Below are 17,646 nucleotides of genomic sequence, written 5' to 3'. Positions count from 1 at the left end.
TCCCGCCGGACGGTGTTGAGCCGGGTCAGCAGCGCGGTGATGGTGCGTCCCTCACGCTCGGCCGCTTCCCAGTCACGGTGCCTGAGCTGGTACTTCTCCGAGTCCAGATACTCCTCGCCGCCCTCCTTCAGCGGGGTGTTCTCACACAGCTCGTAGCCGGAGTAGATGCCCCAGGCCGGCGACAGCGTCGCCGCGAGCACCGCCCGGACCTCGAAGGCGGGCCGGCCCCCGTCCTGGAGATAGGCGTGCAGGATGTCGGGGGTGTTGGGAAAGAAGTTCGGCCGCATGTAGGAGGCGGCCTCACCCGACAGCTCCGTCAGGTACTCCGTCAGCTCCTGCTTGGTGTTGCGCCAGGTGAAGTACGTGTAGGACTGCTGGAAGCCGATCTGGGCCAGCGTGTGCATCATCGCCGGCCGCGTGAACGCCTCGGCCAGGAAGATCACATCCGGGTCGGCGCGGTTGACCTCCCCGATCACCCGCTCCCAGAACACCACCGGCTTGGTGTGCGGATTGTCCACCCGGAAGATCCGCACCCCCGCCTCCATCCAGTGCCGCAGCACCCGCACCGTCTCGGCGACCAGCCCGTCCATGTCGGCGTCGAAGGCGATGGGATAGATGTCCTGGTACTTCTTCGGCGGATTCTCCGCATGGGCGATGGTGCCGTCCGGGCGGTGATGGAACCACTCCGGGTGCTTGTGCACCCACGGATGGTCCGGAGAGCACTGCAACGCGAAGTCCAGCGCCACCTCCATGCCCAGCTCCCGCGCCCGCCGCACGAACCAGACGAAGTCCTCCTGCGTGCCCAGATCCGGGTGCACCGCGTCGTGCCCGCCCTCCGGCGAGCCGATCGCCCACGGCACCCCCACATCGTCCGGACCGGGAGAGAGCGTGTTGTTCCTCCCCTTGCGGAACGTGGTGCCGATCGGATGGATCGGCGGCAGGTACACCACGTCGAAACCCATCGCCGCGATCGCCGGCAACCGGCGCGCGGCCGTACGGAACGTGCCGTGCGGCTGCTCGCGCGTGCCCTCCGAGCGCGGGAAGAACTCGTACCACGAGCCGTACAGGGCCCGCTCCCGCTCCACCAGCAGCGGCAACGGCTCACTGCTGGTGACGAGCTCCCGCAGCGGATGCCGGGCCAGGACCTCGTCCACCTCCGGCGTCAACGCCGCCGCGAAGCGGGCCGCCGTGGGCAGCGCGTCGTCGCGCAGGGTCGTGGCCGCGGCGAGCAGCACGGTGCGGCCGGCTTCCTTCGGTACGCCGGCCGCAGCCCGCTCGTAGAGCTCCGCGCCCTCTTCCAGGACCAGACCCGGGTCGATGCCCGCCGGGATCTTTATGCCCGCCGCGTGACGCCAGGTGGCCACCGGATCGCTCCAGGCTTCCACCCGGTACGACCAGTGGCCGACGGCGTTCGCGGTGACCTCGGCGCCCCAGCGGTCGCTGCCGGGGGCGAGCTCACGCATGGGCGTCCACGGACCGGGGCGGCCCTCGGGGTCCTTCAGGAGGACATTGGCGGCCACCGCGTCATGCCCCTCCCGGAACACGGTGGCGGTGACCTCGAACGTCTCACCCACGACCGCCTTCGCCGGCCGGTTGCCGTTCTCCACGGCCGGGCGGACGTCCCGTACCGGGATGCGACCGATGGCCCGGGTCCTCCTCATGGTCCTCACCTCCACCGTGCTCGGAAGCCGGGCCGCCGGGCCCGGTTCAGGGACAGATGCGCGGGAAGGCAGCTACCTTCCCGCCGGGGATCTCCGCTCGGCGACCGGGGTTCTCCGCTCCGCCGCCGGTGTTCTTCGTCTGACCGACGTGGCCGGACGGGGCCGTTCGTTCGGTTCCTGCAGACAGGTGACGTGCTGCTCCTGCAGGCACGTGATCTGCTGTTCCTCCAGGTAGGCGACCTGGTTGGTGCGCAGGTACCGCTCGGCCGCGTCCGCCGCCTCCCGCGCGCAGCGTTTGCCCATCAGCACGCAGAGGGTGTAGCCGGAGTCCTCGAACGTGGTCCGCACCGTGCGGTCGTTCGGTGCCGCGAGCATCACGCGTTCCCAGGCCCGGTAACGCCGCAACTGCCGGGCGACTTCGGCTTTGGCGGGTAGCAGCATGGCACCGATCACCTTTCGGGCTCGAGGGACACGGTCTCCCGACGGTCGGACGGCGGCCGTACGCACAGCGGCACGGACCCGTAACGGCGATCGAGTTCTTCACACATGGTGCACGTGTGACGACGCAGCGTCTTGTTGGATCTTCAATCAACGGCGGCTCGCTCGGGCTGTTCGGGCCGCCGCGGCCCGCTCACTTGTGTCCGCCACCGCCTCAGGCGTGCGCTCGTGTTGCACGAACGGGCTAGCACCCTCAGGCTGAGGGTGACTCAGAAGCGATAGGCGCTCACGTTCCGTGTTCGGGGCTCGTCCCGCAGGACCGCGGGAGCGAGAAGGAGCTGAGCTTCGCGGTGAGGAGCCGACCGATGAAGACCGCAGTGCCCTGCTACTACCACCTCGATGTGGAAGTCAGCCCGGACCGGGTGGGACAGGTCAGCCGCATTCTGGCCGCTCACCTGAAGTTCTGGGACCTGGACAACCTGGTCCAGCCCGTCTGCGGCGGTGCCGAGATGCTGCTCAAGGCCATCGACGAACACGCCACGGACAAGAACACGTCGATCGAGATGTGGTGGAACGGGCAGCACCTGATCACCGCCATCGGGGACAACGACCGCGCCCTGCGCCCGGACCAGGAACTGCGAGGCTGCCTGGAGCACCTCGCCGCGATGAGCGACGGCTGGGGATGCTGCGCCACCGAGACCGGCAGCAAGGTCATCTGGTTCTCGCAGCGCGCCCGCGCCGGGGAACGCGTCCCGCTGGTGCCGACCGCTCCCGCCCCGCGGGAGAGCGAGGGCCTCGATGTGCCCCGCGAGGAGCGGGTCGCGCGGCTGGCCGGACCGGCCAGCACCCCGGGCGACCTCCTGGAGGAGGCCCGGTGACCCGCCGGCAGCCACGGATAGGGGCGTCCGCCTGGGGCGGGCGCCCCTATCCCCTGGGAGCGGACTACGACGGTGAGGGCACCAACTTCGCGCTCTTCAGCGAGGTCGCCGAACGCGTCGAGCTGATCCTCGTCGACGACGACGGCACACACACCCGGGTGCCGCTGAACGAGGTCGACGGCTTCGTGTGGCACGGCTACGTGCCCGGTGTGGGCCCCGGCCAGCGCTACGGCTACCGGGTGCACGGGCCGTGGGCCCCCGCCGCCGGCCACCGCTGCAACCCGGCGAAACTGCTGCTCGACCCGTACGCCCGCGCGGTGGACGGGCAGATCGACAACCACCCCTCGCTCTACGAGCGCAACCCGGACGGCCCCGACCCGGCCGACAGCGCCGGGCACACCATGCTCGGCGTGGTGACCGATCCGGCCTTCGACTGGGGCGACGACGCCCGGCCCGGCCGGCCCTACGCCGACACGGTGATCTACGAGGCCCACGTCAAGGGCATGACCCGCACCCATCCCGAGGTGCCCGAGGAACTCAGGGGCACCTACGCCGGGGTGGCCCACCCCGCGGTCGTCGAGCACCTGACGTCCCTGGGCGTCACGGCCGTCGAACTGATGCCCGTCCACCAGTTCGTCCACGACGGGGTGCTGCACGACCGCGGCCTGGCCAACTACTGGGGCTACAACACCATCGGCTTCTTCGCACCCCACAACGGTTACGCCGCCCACGGCTCGCGCGGCGGGCAGGTCGCCGAGTTCAAGCAGATGGTGAAGACCCTGCACGCGGCCGGGCTCGAAGTCATCCTCGACGTGGTCTACAACCACACCGCCGAGGGCAACGAGATGGGCCCCACCCTGTCCTTCCGCGGGATCGACAACTCCTCGTACTACCGCCTGGTCGACGGTGACTGGGAGCACTACTACGACACCACCGGCACCGGCAACAGCCTGCTGATGCGGCACCCCTACGTACTCCAGCTGATCATGGACTCGCTGCGGTACTGGGTCACCGAGATGCACGTCGACGGCTTCCGCTTCGACCTCGCGGCGACCCTCGCCCGGCAGTTCCACGAGGTGGACCGGCTGTCGGCGTTCTTCGACCTCATCCAGCAGGACCCGGTGATCAGCCGCGTCAAGCTGATCGCCGAGCCGTGGGACGTCGGCGAGGGCGGCTACCAGGTGGGCAACTTCCCGCCGCTGTGGTCGGAGTGGAACGGCATGTACCGCGACGCGGTGCGGGACTTCTGGCGCGGTGAGGACCACACACTCGGCGAGTTCGCCTCCCGGCTCACGGGCTCCTCCGACCTGTACCAGCACAGCAGGCGCCGCCCGCGCGCCAGCGTCAACTTCGTCACCGCGCACGACGGCTTCACCCTGCGCGACCTCGTCTCGTACAACGACAAGCACAACGAGGACAACGGCGAGGACAACCAGGACGGCGAGAGCACCAACCGCTCCTGGAACTGCGGCGCCGAGGGCCCGACGCGCGACGCCTCCGTGCGGGAGCTGCGCACACGCCAGCAGCGCAACTTCCTCGCCACGCTGCTGCTGTCCCAGGGCATCCCGATGCTCTCCCACGGCGACGAGCTCGGGCGCACCCAGGGCGGCAACAACAACGCCTACTGCCAGGACAACGAGATCTCCTGGATCGACTGGCGGCTCACCGAGGAGCAGCGCGACCTGCTGGAGTTCACCCGATACCTCATCAGGCTGCGCACGGGGCACCCCGTACTGCGGCGGCGGCGCTTCTTCCGCGGCGAGACCCTGACCCGGGCGGACCAGCCGCTGCCCGACCTGGTGTGGCTGGCGCCGGACACCCGTGAGATGACCGACGACGACTGGCAGCGCGGCGACGCGCACTCCGTCGGTGTCTTCCTCAACGGCGACGCCATCGCCGAACCCGACCCGCGCGGCCGGCCGGTGGTCGACGACTCCTTCCTGGTGCTGTTCAACAGCCACTGGGAGCCGGTCGACTTCCGCCTCCCGAACGCCTCCTACGGCGATCGGTGGACGGCCCTCATCGACACGGCCGACCCGGAGGGCACGCCCGACGAGTCGGAGCACAAGGCGGGGACGCGTCTCACCGTCGGGGCGCGCAGCCTGGTCCTGCTGTCCCGGCCGTCCCGGGCGTCGCGCGAGAAGGAATGAGCCGTCGCGCGAGAAGGAATGAGCCGGGTCAGCGGTCGCGGCGCGCGGTCACCGTGAACTGCGCGCCGTCGTGGTCCCGCAGCACCGCCTCGTTGCCGCCCTTGGACAGGACGCTGCCGCCGTGCAGTTCGGCCGCCCGGGCGCAGGCCTCGACGTCGTCGACGAAGAAGTGGATCTGCCAGTGCGGCCGGATCGTGGGATCGGGGGCCGCCTCCAGGGCGCCCGACTCGATCCGGGCCACCACGTCCCCACGGCTGCGCAGCACGACCTCGCCGCCCTCGTAGTGGACCTCGCAGCAGCCCGGGTGCGGGGACGCCCAGTCGAGGACCTCGCCGTAGAAGATCGCCGCGTCGAAGGCGTCACGGGTGTGGAGCGTGATGAAGGCCGGCTGTGCGTTGCGCCAGGTCTCCCAGTCGGTGAAGAGGTCGCCCTCCCAGATTCCGAAGGTCGCTCCGTCCCGGTCGGCCAGCAGCGCCGCCCGGCCCGGGGGCAGTGAGATCGGCCCGACGGCGACGGTGCCCATACGTTCCTGCACCCGCGCCACCGCGTCGTCCGCGCTGCGCACCGCGAAGTACGGCGTCCACGCCACGGCCATCTGCCACATGCTCGCCACTCCCGCGATCCCGGCCACGGGCGAACCGTCCACCAGCGCGATCCGGAACCGGTCGCCGAGCTTGGCCGGCCGCCACTGCCAGCCCAGCACGGCACCGTAGAACTCCTCGGTCGCCTTGACGTCCCGGCTCGTCAGGCTCACCCAACAGGGAGCGCCGAACACGGAGTGTGATGAGACGACGTCCGTGGTTCCGGAGGGGGTGGGCGTGTTGTGGTTCATGGCAGTCGCGTCCTGATCTCGTCGGCCTGGCAGCCACCGGAGGATGTGACACCAGTGTCCAACCGGAACCGGTGTGGGCGCCTGCCGAGTACCCCGGCGGCGGCACCGAAACGGCATCCGGCCTGGTCCGCCCCGGTGGCACCGGGCGGTCCGAGTGACGACGATGGAGGGGTCGGACACTGCGTCAAGGTACTCAAGCACCCGAGGGGACCTCGGGGGCAGCGGCACACCGGACCCGGAGGTGACCATGCCCACGGACGGGGGCTCGGATCGGATCTTCGAGTTGCAGGAAGAGGTCCAGCAGCTGAAGGAGGCCGTCGTCTCCCACGCTGTCGTGGACCAGGCGATCGGGATGGTCGTCGTGCTCGGCCGGATCTCCCCCGACCAGGGGTGGGCCGTGCTGAAGGAGGTGTCCCAGCACACCAACATCAAGCTGCGCAACGTCGCCGAACTGATCCTCGTCTGGGGGCGCACCGGCGTGATACCCGAGGAGATCCGGGCCGCCCTGGAGGACGCCCTCGACCGCGCCGGACCGACGCAGATCCCCGGCTCGCCGCCGGAGGCGTGACCCCCGGCGGCCCGGAGAGGCCCTCGTTTCACGGGGTCTCGGTCAGCAGCTCCTCACGCAGATGGGCGAAGCAGCTGCTGAGCAACCGGGAGACGTGCATCTGTGAGATGCCGAGCTGCTCCGCGATGCGGCTCTGGGTCATGCCCTTGAAGAACCGCAGGTAGAGAATGATCCGCTCGCGCTCCGGCAGCGCCTCCAGGCAGGGCCTGACGGCCACGCGGTTGACGACGATGTCGAAGGCCGGGTCGGGCCCGCCGATCGCGTCCCCGAGGGCGTAGCCGTCGGTCCCGGGCATCTCCGCCTCCAGCGAGAGCGCGGAGAAGCAGTCCAGGGCCTCCATGCCGGTGCGGACCTCCCCCTCGGTGAGCTGGGAGTACTCCGCGATCTCGGCGACCGTGGGGGAGCGGCCGGGGGTGGTCTGCGACAGCTCCTTGGCGGCGTGCCGCACGCGGTTGCGCAGATCCTGTACCCGGCGGGGCACGTGCAGCGTCCACATGTGGTCGCGGAAGTGGCGCTTGATCTCGCCGGTGATCGTCGGCACCGCGTACGCCTCGAAGGCGTTGCCGCGGGCCGGATCGTAGTGGTCGACGGCCTTCACGAGGCCGAGAGCCGCCACCTGGTACAGGTCCTCCAGGGCCTCGCCACGGCCCCGGAAGCGGACGGCGATCCGCTCCGCCATGGGGAGCCAGGCCTCGACCAGTTCGTCCCGCAGGGCTTTGCGCTCGGGCCCCTCTGGCAGCCGCACGAGTCGCGCGAACGCCTCCGCGGTGTCGGGGGCGTCGTCGTGGGGGTGCGTTCGGGTGCTTCCGGCGATACGCATGGTGCGCACCTCCCTGAGCAGGTGCTGAAGGGACAGACACCGTGGGAGTGCGGACTCGGGCCTCGGAACGACACTGGGGCCCGGCCTGCCGGCTCCCACGCGCGTGCCTCCTGTCCGAAGCACTTCCCTGCCCCTTCCCGGACAGGGGCATAGCGAAACAATTAAGACAATACGGCAATCGAGGTCCCCGGGCGCCCTCGGATCCGCCTGTCCGCGGGTGTCGCCTCCGGTCGTCGGCGGGCGATCACCATGCCGCCTCCTCGGAACGGACCCACCGTCCGGCGTCCGACCTCGGGGTGCTGTTCCTCGCCGCCGCGCTCGGCAGCACCGCGGCCTCGGCCCCGCTGGCCGGTCGGGCCGATGATCTTCACTCGTGGAAGTGATGTGCGGCACGCCGGGGCAAGCGCTTTCTCCGACTGTTTCCGGATAACCGCTGGGCACGGCTTGATCACCGATCAAAACGGATGAACTGCCTGGCCACAGCGCATTCTGCTCATTTGACAGTGCGCTCAGAGCACAGATAGGAAGCAGCTTCCAGAGGTCGAGAGGTGCAGCGTGTACGAGCCGAACGTGGTCGGGGACTGGCAGGAGTACGACGAGCATGCCGGTCTGCGCGTCCGCGTCCACCGTCTGGAACTGGCCGAGCCGCCCCGTGGCCGGGACGACGCCGCCGAGGGGCTGACCTACTTCTGTCTCCGCGTGACGGTCGAGAACCGCGGCAGCCGCCATCTCGGCGTCCACCTCGAGGACGGCCAGATCGATGTCCGGCTCGGCCCGGACGGGGAGAGCGCCTTCATCGACTGGCGCAACTCGCAGTTCATCGAGGGCTTCGACGTCTACCCGCTGCGCCGGGCCACCGCCGTGCTGTACGCGGCCGGGGCCGAGGCGTCCCTGGGCCTCGTGGACGTCCAGGTGCAGTTGCGCGTCGAGGAGGAGTGGACCGACCGCCGGCTGTGGGCGGGCGGCATCGGGGCGCACGAGGGCCCTGCCGGGGCTCCGCAGGGTGCGGTGCGGGACAGCCTCGCGCACCAGGTGAGCGTCTTCCTGCGGGATCAGGCGGAGGAAGGCACCGCCTGATCCCGTGTCAGGGGTGTGGCGGGAGTCAGTGCGGGATGCCGTCGATGATCTCGCGGGCGCCCTGACGGAGCAGGGCCACGGCGACCGAGGTGCCGAGCGTCGCCGGGTCGAGCCTGCCCGCCCACTCGTGGGCATTGAGCCGGGTCTTGCCGTCCGGGGTGAACACGCAAGCCCGCAGGGACAGTTCACCACTGCGGTCCACCCGCGCGAACCCGGCGATGGGACTGTTGCAGTGCCCCTGCAGCACATGCAGGAACATGCGTTCGGCGGTGGTCTCCCGATGGGTGTCCGGGTCGCCGAGACCGCTCACCGCGTCGATCAGCGCGGCATCGTCCTCGCGGCACTGGAGGGCCAGTACGCCCGCGCCGATGGGCGGCATCATCGTCTCGGTCGAGAGGATCTCGCTGATCACGTCCTCGCGGCCGATGCGCTCCAGGCCGGAGACCGCGAGCAGCAGGGCGTCCGCCTCCCCGGCGGCCAGCTTCGCCAGACGCCGGTTGGCGTTGCCGCGGAACGGCACACACTCCAGGTGGGGATGCGTGGCGGCCAGTTGGGCGACGCGGCGCACCGAGGAGGTGCCGATCCGCGTGCCGGCCGGCAGCTCGTCCAGGGTGAGTCCGCCCGGGTGGATCAGGGCGTCGCGGATGTCGTCCCGCTTGAGGAACGCGGCGAACACCGTGCCCGCGGGGAGCGGCCGGTCGGCGGGCACGTCCTTCACACAGTGCACGGCGAGGTCGGCCTCGCCGGCCAGCAGCGCCGCGTCGACCTCCTTGGTGAACGCGCCCTTGCCCTCGACCTTGGACAGATCGCCCATCCACTTGTCGCCGGTGGTCTTCACCGGCACGACCTCGGTGCGCACTCCGGGGTGGGCGGCGGCCAACTCGGCCCGGACGCGCTCCACCTGGGCCAGGGCCATGGGGGAGTCGCGGGAGACGATGCGGATCAGTTCGGGGACGGACATGCGGACACGATAGACCCTCCCGAGGGAGCGTTCGTGCCGAACCTCCACCGACGGCCCTGCTTCGGGCGCCAGTTCGGGACGGGCTCCCCGGTACGGCCCGGACCGCTTCGGTGGTACGAGGGTCCGGGCCGAGCCGGGGGCCGGTGCCGTCAGGCGTACGGGTCGAAGGCGATGCCGGAGGGCTTGGCCGATGCCAGGTGGTTGGCGAAGCCGGCGTCCTTCAGGCCGAAGTTGGCGCTGCCGAAGTCGTAGGAGGTGAGCTTGTCGCGCACCCCGGCGGGGTAGCCGTTCCAGCCGACCAGCGCCGGGTACTGCCAGGTGCGCTCGTGGTTCTCCGGCGGCTCGTCGTTCGCGTTCGCGGCGCGGAAGCAGTGGGTGCCGATGCCGTCCTTGTGGTAGACGATCTTCGCGTGGGTGCCGTCGAAGCGGATGGCGGAGGCCGCGTGCACGGTGAACGAGCCGTGGTTGGACGTCGAGACGTACTTGACCTGGTCGTCCTGCACGAACACCGCGACGTGCTCGAAGTCGTGCCGGTGGCCGCCGATGCCGCTGCCGGCCACGGCCTGGTCCTTCTCGAAGTAGAGGGCGTAGAGGATCGCGCACCAGCCGTTGTTGCACTTGGAGCGCGCGTAGCCGTTGGTGTTGTCGAGGTCCGGGGCGTCCCGGCAGTTGCCGTTCAGTGCGCCGGTCGGTTTCAGCCCGCCGTTCACGGTGCCGTCGGGGCCGATCGCGGGTGAGGAGTAGCACCCGTCGGTGTCGTAGTCATAGGCGGGCTGGTACGTCTGCTCCAGTGCGTCCGCGTTGGCGGGCAGCGCCGACGGCGGTGCCGCGAAGGCCGTGGCGGGGAACGCCAGGACGAGAGCGGCGGCACCGGCCGCTCCGGTGAGCCATCTCCTGCGGTGGGTGAACGGGCGTGACGACACTGCGTCCTCCTTGGTCCGGGCGCAGCCCAACGGCTGTGGGGAAAAGGGAGGTTCAGCTTCCAGGTTGAGCGCGTCCATGCCAAGAGGGGGGAAGGGCCCAGGGGTGAATCACAGCCCAACAGTCGGGGGCAGGCGTCGTTTCAGACCAGGTCGTCCGGGATGTCGGCCGCCGCCTCCTCCGGCGCGAGATCCGGCCGCAGCCGCAGCCAGGACGGCTGGCGCAGCATCCCCTCCCGAGTGCGGGTGCTGTAGCGCACCTCGCCGACCAGGCGGGGCACGACCCAGTGCGCGCCCGGAGCGCGCGGGGCGGGGTCGAAGGGGCAGACGCCGGTCGCGGCGGCCCGCAACAGCCCGGCCAGTTCCGTGCGTTCGGCCTCGCTCCAGCCGGTGCCCACGCTCCCGACGTAGCGCAGCCGCCCGGTGGCACGTTGCCCGACCAGCACCGCGCCGGGCAGGCCGGTGAGCCGTCCCTTGCCGGGCTGCCAGCCGCCGACCAGGACGTCCTCGGTGCGCATGTTGCGGATCTTGATCCAGGCCCGCGAGCGCACCCCCGGTTCGTACGGCGAGTCCAGCCGCTTGCAGACCAGTCCCTCCAGGCCGTGCTCCTGGGTGGCGCGCAGGGCCTCGGCGCCGTGGCCCACGAGTGCGCGGGGCGTCGACCACGAGGGTCCGGCCAGGCCGAGGTCCTCCAGCGTCGCGCGGCGTCGCGTGTAGGGGAGCCGGAGGAGGGAGCGGTCCGCCAGGTGCATCAGGTCGAACAGCACGAGATGGACCGGGACCTCCGCCGCCCGTCGCGCGGCCCTGGCGGGCGCGTGCGCCAGACCCATGCGGGACTGCAGCAACTGGAAGCTGGCGCGGCCCTGTTCGTCCAGGGCCATGATCTCGCCGTCCAGTACGGCTGGTGTGGCGCCGAGGGCGGTGCCCAGTGGCCGCAGTTCGGGGTAGGCGGCCGTGATGTCGTCCCCGGAGCGGGCGCGCAGCAGCACGCTGCCGTCCCCGGGCAGATAGACCACCACGCGCTGGCCGTCCTGTTTGGTCTCGTAGGCCCAGCGCGTGTCCTGCGCGGCGGGCGGCAGGGTGCCGGACGTGGCGAGCATGGGCGGGATCAGCGGCAGGTCCACGGGTGAGGTGTCGACGAACCGGCGGGCCCTCACGCGCGTTCCGGGCCTGGTTCCCCTGAACGGCTGTTACCCGGTCGATTTACTTGGGATATGCAACTGGATAGTGGCGTGCGTGCCGCTCGACCGGGCCGCCGTAGCGCTGCTGCGGCAGGTCGCCGACTCCGAGCCACTGCACCGGGCGAGCTAGCCGCCCGGCTGGGTGTGGAGGCGCCGCACGTCACGCGCACGGTGCGGCAGTCGCAGACGTCCGCATACGCCACCCGCGTTCCCGGCCCGGCGACCGTCGAGCCCAGCGGCCCCAGCGCGTCCTACGCGCCCAGCGGCCCAGCGCGGCCGGCTCACCGAGGCGGGGGCGAGTCCGTCGCCGGGATCCGCGACGCCGGGATCCGCTCCACCCGGCGGCCCTCCCGGACTGATCCCGGGGGCCTGCGGCAGTTCGCGGCGATCTTCCACCGCGTAGTCGACGACTTCCTCGCCCACGCCCTCGACGAGGAGGGCGGACCACGGTCGGCTCCGGCAGGCGAGAGCCTGAACCGTCGACGTCTTCCGGCGCCCCTTCGGCTACACGCCGGGCAGTGCCCACGGCCGCTCCCGGGACCCGGTGAACCGACCTGTCTACCGACTGGTAATAATGCGCTGCAGGCCTTCAGAGGAGGAACCGTGTCCCGGTCCGAACGCTCGCCCCTGCTGCTCGCCGGCCTGCTGGCCACCGCGGGTGTCGCCCACTTCGCCGCCCCACGCCCGTTCGACGCGACCATCCCGCGCGGCCTGCCCGGCACGCCCAGAGCCTGGACCTACGCGAGCGGCGCCGCCGAGCTCGCGCTGGCCGCCGGACTGGCCCTGCCGCGCACCCGCAGGACAGCCGCGCTGGCCACGGCCGCCTTCTTCGTCGGGGTGTTCCCCGCCAACGTCAAGATGGCCGCCGACTGGCGCCACCGCCCCACCCCGCAGAAGGCCGCCGCCTTCGGGCGCCTGCCCCTGCAGGTTCCCCTCGTGCTCTGGGCCCGCGGTGTCGCACGGAACGCGGAGGGCAGGTCGTGACCGCGCGCGTGGAGACCGGCGACACGGTCGAGGACTTCGCCCTGCCCGACGAGACCGGCACCGTCCGCACCCTGTCCGGGCTGCTCGCCGAGGGCCCGGTCGTGCTGTTCTTCTATCCGGCCGCCCTGACCCCCGGCTGCACGGCCCAGGCCTGTCACTTCCGCGACCTCGCCACCGAGTTCGCCGCCGTCGGGGCGCGCCCCGTCGGCATCAGCGGTGACGCCGTCGAGCGGCAGCAGGAGTTCGCCGGACGGCACGGCCTCGGCATGCCGCTGCTGTCCGACGCCGACGGCGCCGTCCGCGAGCGGTTCGGAGTGACCCGGGGCTTCTCCCTGGCACCCACCAAGCGCACCACGTTCGTGATCGCGCAGGACCGCACCGTCCTCGACGTCGTGCGCAGCGAACTGCGCATGAACGCGCACGCCGACCGGGCGCTCGCCGCGCTGCGCGCCCACCGGGCCTGACACTGTCACGAATGCCGCCTCGCGGTTGATAGCGGGCCGCAGAGGGATGATCCTGGACGATATGGAGGACGCCTCCGCTGCTGCGATCATCGACGTCATCGGCATTCTGACGGGGTGGAGCCGGGGTGCCCGGCAGCTGACCGGCTATCCGGCCGACGAAGTCGTGGGCCGGCCCGCACGGGAACTGCTCGCCGAGGACGTGCCGCCCGAGGCGGTGTCCGCGCTGTCGGGCACCGTCATGGTCCGCCACCGCGACGGCTACCTCGTCGGGGTCCGCGTCAGTGCCTGCGCCGTGTCGGGCCCGGACGGGGAAACGGACGCCTATGTGATCACCGCCGCGCCCCCCGGCCGCGAGGAGACGTCCCTCGCGGGCCGCGCCTTCCAGCAGGCGTCCATGTCGATGTCCGTCTTCGACACCGGCCAGCGCTATCTGCGGCTCAACGAAGCCGCCTGCCACGTGATGGGCGTGTCCGAGGAGACCCTGCTCGGTCGGCACTTCCCGGAGACCGTGGAGGAGGCCGCGCACGTGCACGGCTTCGACTGGCATCTCCGGCACGTCGTGGAGACGGGCCGGCCGGTGCGCTACGAGAGCTACACCGGCGCGCCGGCCCTGAACCGGGAGCACGCCTGGGTCACCGAGATGTGGCCGGTCCGGGATGCCGCCGGCGCGCTCGTGGGGACCGCCCTGGCCGCGTTCGACAGCACCGAGCAGTACTGGGCCCGCCAGCGGCTGGCCCTGCTCAACGAGGCCGCGGCCGCCATCGGCACCACACTGGACGTGGTCCGCACGGCCGAGGAACTGATCGAGGTCGTGGTGCCCCGGTTCGCGGACTTCGCGAGCGTGGACCTGTTCGACTGGGTGCTCGGCGCGGACGAGCAGCCCGCGGTGCCGGCCGAGGAGATCACCCTCAGGCGGGTCGCGCACGGCTCCGTCACCGAAGGCACCCCCGAAGCCGCCGTGCATCTGGGAGAAATCGACGTCCACACCGCGTTCTCACCGATCGCCCGGGCCCTGCGGGAAGGCGGAGCCGTCCTCAGCCAGGCAGGAGAGCCCGCCTTCATGCGCTGGGTCGCCGAGCGCAATTCCCGCTCCCCGCGAGGACGCCCTTACCGCACGGGCGCCCACTCGATGCTGGCCGTGCCGCTGCGGGCCCGCGGCACCACACTGGGTGTCGCCGTGGCCGTCCGGGTGGCGCAGGCCGACGACTACGGCGCCGACGACGCCGTGTTCGCCGAGGAACTCGCCAGCCGTGCCGCGGTCTGCGTCGACAACGCCCGCCGCTTCGCCCGGGAACGCACCACCGCCCTCGCCCTCCAGCACAGCCTGCTGCCGAGAGGGCTGCCCGGGCAGGCCGCCGTCCAGGTCGCCCACCGCTATCTGCCCTCCGGCTCGGCGGCCGGCATCGGTGGCGACTGGTTCGACGTGATCCCGCTGTCCGGCAGCCGCGTCGCGCTGGTCGTCGGGGACGTCGTGGGGCACGGCATCCCCTCCACGGCGACCATGGGCCGGCTGGTCACGGCCGTCCGCACCCTCGCCGACGTGGACCTCCCGCCGGACGAGCTCCTCACCCACCTCGACGACCTGGTCACCCACCTGGCGGCGGACGACGAGGGGGAGGAGGTCGCCGAGCTCGGCGCGACCTGCCTGTACGCGGTCTACGATCCCGTCGCACGCCGCCTGAACGTGGCCGCCGCCGGGCATCCCGCCCCCGCGCTGGTGCTGCCCGACGGCTCGGCCCGGCTCATTCCCATGAGCGCGGGGCCGCCGCTCGGGGTGGGAGGGCTGCCGTTCGAGGCGACGGAGCTCCAGCTGCCCGAGGACTCCGTCGTCGCCCTCTACACCAACGGACTCGTCGAGGACCGCGACCGCGACGTCGACCGCGTCACCGAGGAGCTGTGCCGCGCCCTGACCGTGCCCGCGGACTCCCTGGACGCCCTGTGCGACTCGGTGCTGAAGGCCGTCCTGGCGGACGAACCCGGTGACGACGTGGCGCTGTTGCTTGCCCGAACCCGGGCGCTCGGCGCCGATCAGGTCGCCACCTGGGACATCACCCCGGACCCCGCGGAGGTGGCCACCGCCCGGCAGGCCGCGACCGACCAGCTCACCGCGTGGGGCATGGACGAGACGGCCTTCGTCACCGAACTCGTCGTCAGCGAACTGGTCACCAACGCCATCCGGTACGGCGCTCCGCCCATCCGGCTTCGCCTGATCCGCGATCAGACCCTCATCTGCGAGGTGTCCGACGGCAGTTCCACCTCCCCGCACCTGCGGCGGGCGCACCAGGACGACGAGGGCGGCCGCGGTCTGCTGCTGGTCGCCCAGCTCACCCAGCGCTGGGGCAGCAGGCAGACCACCCGGGGCAAGACCATCTGGTGCGAGCAGTCCCTCACGCCGCTGTTCTGAGCGGCCGGCTCACTTCCCGGCCACCTCCGACGCGACCTGGGCGAGCGTGCGCCCGGAGGTGACCGAGCGGGCCCGGCGGGGATCGGGAGCCCCGCCCCCGCGGCTGGTGTCACCGGCCCGTTTCACGAGCAGCCACGCTTCCTCGCCGTCGCCGCTCCGCCCGCTGCGGAACCGGGTCCGCGCAATGTGAAACCCACCCGCGTCTCCGCCGCGCGGGCCCCGAGTACCCGTCAGAACTCCTCGTGCACCTCGGGGTCCCCGCCCACCCGCCGGTGCGCCCGGTCCGCGACGGCCCGCATCTCCTCCTCGTCCAGCTCGAAGCCGAAGACGTCGAGGTTGGCGCGCTGCCGCTCGGGGTTGGCCGACTTCGGGATGGGCACCGCCCCGAGCTGGGTGTGCCAGCGCAGCACGACCTGCCCGGCCATCACCCCGTGCGCCTCGGCGATCCGCGCCACGGCGGGGTCGTCCAGCAGGGGCGTGCCCCGGCCCAGCGGGCTCCAGCTCTCGGTGACGATGCCCCTGCTCGCGTGGAAGGCGCGCAGGTCGTCCTGCGGCAGGAACGGGTGCAACTCGATCTGGTTGACGGAGGGCAGCACCCCGGTCTCCTTCTCCAGCCGCTCGATGTGCCCGGCCGTGAAGTTCGAGACACCGATCGACCGGACGAGCCCTTCCTCGCGCAGCTTGATCATGGCCTTCCAGGAGTCGACGTACCGGTCCACGCGCGGCAGCGGCCAGTGGATCAGGTACAGGTCGACGTACTCCAGGCCGAGGCGAGCCCGGGACTCCTCGAAGGAGGCGAGGGTCTCCTCGTAGCCGTGGTGGCGGCCCGGGAGCTTCGTCGTCACGACGATCTCCTCGCGCGGCACCACCCCGGAGGCCACAGCGCGGCCCACCCCCGTCTCGTTGCGGTAGTTCGTCGCCGTGTCGATCAGACGGTAACCCGCCTCCAGGGCCGTGAGCACCGCCTGCTGCGCCTGGTCGTCACCGAGCGGCCAGGTGCCCAGCCCGAGGGCGGGGAGCGTCGTACCGTCGTTGAGCGTGTGTGTCGGGATGCTGATCACCGTCGGACCTTCCCGTTGACTGTTGTCCCTCCAGCGTCACGGATACCGGCACCAATGATCAACCGGACGGGCGGGGACGAGGGCGGCGCCCCGTGATCCGGGGTCTCAAGCCGTCGATCGCCCCGGCAGCCCCGACCGGCTCGTCGCCGCATGGTCGCCCTCGGCGGAGATCGCTGTCACGATCTTCGGGAAGACCGGACGACGCCCACGACCAGCGGAGCGCTCATGACGACGGACAGCGGGATGACGGACGAGGCGGCCCGGAGGGCCGGGGTGGAGGTGAAACCCGTCGCGGGGTACATCGGGGCCGAGATCAGCGGGGTCGACCTGGCCGGGGAGCTCGATGACACCGTGGTCGCCGTGATCAGGGCGGCGGTGCTGCGGTGGAAGGTGGTGTTCTTCCGGGGGCAGCGGCTGGACCACGCCGGGCAGGTGCGGTTCGCCCGGTGGTTCGGCGAGATCGTGGTGCTGCCCCGGCGGGGCAAGGCCTCGCCCGCCGGCTTCCCCGAGATCGAGACGACCGCCGACCGGCTGGAGCTGGGCGGGCGGTTCGGGATGGAGCACGACGAGTGGCTGCGGCGCCGCCGCCACACGCTGCTGCGCGGCTGGCACTGCGATCACGGGGCCCGCGTCGACCCGCCCGCGGCGACGATCCTGCGCGCCGAGACGGTACCGCCCTACGGGGGCGACACCACCTGGGCGAATCTGGCGGCGGCGTACGCCGGACTCTCCGCGCCGCTGCGTCAGTTCGTCGACGGGCTGCGCGCCGAGCACCGGCTCGGGGTCGGCTACCAGCCCCGGCCCGGCGACGACGCGTACGTCCGTCATCTGCTCGACCGTCAGGTCGCCTCCCTGCACCCGCTGGTGCGGGTCCACCCCGAGACGGGCGAGCGGATCCTCTACGTCAACGGCTACTACGTCGAGCAGATCGCCGGCCTCTCCCGTCCCGAGAGCGGCGCCGTCCTGGAGATGCTGCTGGAGCAGGCGGTCCGGCCCGAGTACACCGTCCGGTTCCGCTGGGAGCCGGGCAGCGTGGCCTTCTGGGACAACCGAGCCACCATGCATCTCGCCCCCGGCGACACCGCCCGCCTCGACCACCCCCGGATCATGCACCGCGTGATGCTCGCCGGGGAGGTGCCCGTCGGGGTGGACGGCAGGCCGTCGGAACCGATCACCGGGACCGCCCCCGGCCGTTGGTGACCCCGGGCCGGGCGGACGGGTCGGGCGGAAGGACCGGGCCGCGGGTC

The 17,646-nt window shown here is 71.6% G+C and carries 16 protein-coding genes; 8 read left to right on the top strand and 8 right to left on the bottom strand.

Features of this window, described 5'->3' with window-relative positions:
* Positions 1–1,661: alpha-1,4-glucan--maltose-1-phosphate maltosyltransferase (locus QNO09_RS32445; protein ID WP_283973828.1), on the bottom strand; the 1,661-nt coding region annotated here is incomplete at its 3' end.
* 72 nt (positions 1,662–1,733) lie between these two features.
* A complete protein-coding gene (locus QNO09_RS32440; protein ID WP_283973827.1) occupies positions 1,734–2,102 on the bottom strand; it encodes a DUF5133 domain-containing protein in 369 nt (122 codons plus the stop codon).
* 362 nt (positions 2,103–2,464) lie between these two features.
* On the opposite strand from QNO09_RS32440, the gene QNO09_RS32435 reads away from it, so the two are divergent.
* Together QNO09_RS32435 and glgX are read left to right on the top strand one after the other, a co-directional pair.
* On the top strand, positions 2,465–2,977 hold the full coding sequence (locus QNO09_RS32435) for a pep a2 (RefSeq protein ID WP_283973826.1): 513 nt from the start codon (positions 2,465–2,467) through the stop codon (positions 2,975–2,977).
* Complete coding sequence (glgX, locus tag QNO09_RS32430) at positions 2,974–5,127, top strand: glycogen debranching protein GlgX (protein ID WP_283973825.1); 2,154 nt, start codon at positions 2,974–2,976, stop codon at positions 5,125–5,127. The genes QNO09_RS32435 and glgX overlap by 4 nt, the downstream gene beginning before the upstream one ends.
* Before the next feature lie 28 nt (positions 5,128–5,155).
* On the opposite strand, the gene QNO09_RS32425 is transcribed toward glgX, so the two are convergent.
* On the bottom strand, positions 5,156–5,959 hold the full coding sequence (locus QNO09_RS32425; protein ID WP_283973824.1) for a VOC family protein: 804 nt from the start codon (positions 5,957–5,959) through the stop codon (positions 5,156–5,158).
* 247 nt (positions 5,960–6,206) lie between these two features.
* Here QNO09_RS32425 and QNO09_RS32420 point away from each other — a divergent pair, with 247 nt between their 5' ends.
* A complete protein-coding gene (locus QNO09_RS32420) occupies positions 6,207–6,527 on the top strand; it encodes an ANTAR domain-containing protein (protein ID WP_283973823.1) in 321 nt (106 codons plus the stop codon).
* Between the two features lie 28 nt (positions 6,528–6,555).
* Here QNO09_RS32420 and QNO09_RS32415 read toward each other — a convergent pair whose 3' ends face one another.
* Entirely contained in the window at positions 6,556–7,347 is a 792-nt protein-coding gene (locus tag QNO09_RS32415; RefSeq protein ID WP_283973822.1) for an RNA polymerase sigma factor SigF, read from the bottom strand.
* 555 nt (positions 7,348–7,902) lie between these two features.
* Here QNO09_RS32415 and QNO09_RS32410 point away from each other — a divergent pair.
* A complete protein-coding gene (locus tag QNO09_RS32410) occupies positions 7,903–8,424 on the top strand; it encodes a hypothetical protein (protein WP_283973821.1) in 522 nt (173 codons plus the stop codon).
* 25 nt (positions 8,425–8,449) lie between these two features.
* On the opposite strand, the gene hemC is transcribed toward QNO09_RS32410, so the two are convergent.
* The 3 genes from hemC to ligD form a co-directional block, all read right to left on the bottom strand.
* Positions 8,450–9,385 (bottom strand): hydroxymethylbilane synthase, encoded by a 936-nt coding sequence (gene hemC, locus QNO09_RS32405; RefSeq protein ID WP_283973820.1) that lies wholly within the window; start codon positions 9,383–9,385, stop codon positions 8,450–8,452.
* 149 nt (positions 9,386–9,534) lie between these two features.
* The gene (locus QNO09_RS32400) at positions 9,535–10,308 is read right to left on the bottom strand and encodes an NPP1 family protein (protein WP_283973819.1); all 774 of its coding nucleotides are present in this window, start codon (positions 10,306–10,308) and stop codon (positions 9,535–9,537) included.
* Positions 10,309–10,448: 140 nt separating this feature from the next.
* Positions 10,449–11,429, bottom strand: a complete 981-nt coding sequence (gene ligD, locus QNO09_RS32395; protein ID WP_283973833.1) for a non-homologous end-joining DNA ligase — start codon at positions 11,427–11,429, stop codon at positions 10,449–10,451.
* Positions 11,430–12,089: 660 nt separating this feature from the next.
* Between ligD and QNO09_RS32390 the strand changes: the two genes are divergently transcribed.
* The 3 genes from QNO09_RS32390 (at position 12,090) to QNO09_RS32380 (ending at position 15,338) form a co-directional block, all read left to right on the top strand.
* Positions 12,090–12,470, top strand: a complete 381-nt coding sequence (locus QNO09_RS32390; RefSeq protein ID WP_283973818.1) for a DoxX-related protein — start codon at positions 12,090–12,092, stop codon at positions 12,468–12,470.
* On the top strand, positions 12,467–12,934 hold the full coding sequence (locus QNO09_RS32385) for a peroxiredoxin (RefSeq protein ID WP_283973817.1): 468 nt from the start codon (positions 12,467–12,469) through the stop codon (positions 12,932–12,934). Before QNO09_RS32390 ends, QNO09_RS32385 begins: the two co-directional genes overlap by 4 nt.
* 61 nt (positions 12,935–12,995) lie before the next feature.
* On the top strand, positions 12,996–15,338 hold the full coding sequence (locus QNO09_RS32380; protein ID WP_283973816.1) for an ATP-binding SpoIIE family protein phosphatase: 2,343 nt from the start codon (positions 12,996–12,998) through the stop codon (positions 15,336–15,338).
* Positions 15,339–15,568: 230 nt separating this feature from the next.
* Here QNO09_RS32380 and QNO09_RS32370 read toward each other — a convergent pair whose 3' ends face one another.
* Positions 15,569–16,399, bottom strand: coding sequence for an aldo/keto reductase (locus tag QNO09_RS32370; protein WP_283973815.1), 831 nt, complete (start codon positions 16,397–16,399; stop codon positions 15,569–15,571).
* A 225-nt stretch (positions 16,400–16,624) separates the two neighbouring features.
* Here QNO09_RS32370 and QNO09_RS32365 point away from each other — a divergent pair, with 225 nt between their 5' ends.
* Positions 16,625–17,599, top strand: coding sequence for a TauD/TfdA dioxygenase family protein (locus tag QNO09_RS32365; protein WP_283973814.1), 975 nt, complete (start codon positions 16,625–16,627; stop codon positions 17,597–17,599).
* The last annotated feature ends 47 nt before the right edge of the window (positions 17,600–17,646 follow it).

It is taken from the genome of Streptomyces sp. 378, from assembly GCF_030124145.1.
In the GTDB taxonomy this organism is placed as follows: Bacteria; Actinomycetota; Actinomycetes; order Streptomycetales; family Streptomycetaceae; genus Streptomyces.
The sequence above is the reverse complement of the archived record's forward strand: the minus strand, read 5'-3'. Positions and strand labels throughout refer to the sequence as shown.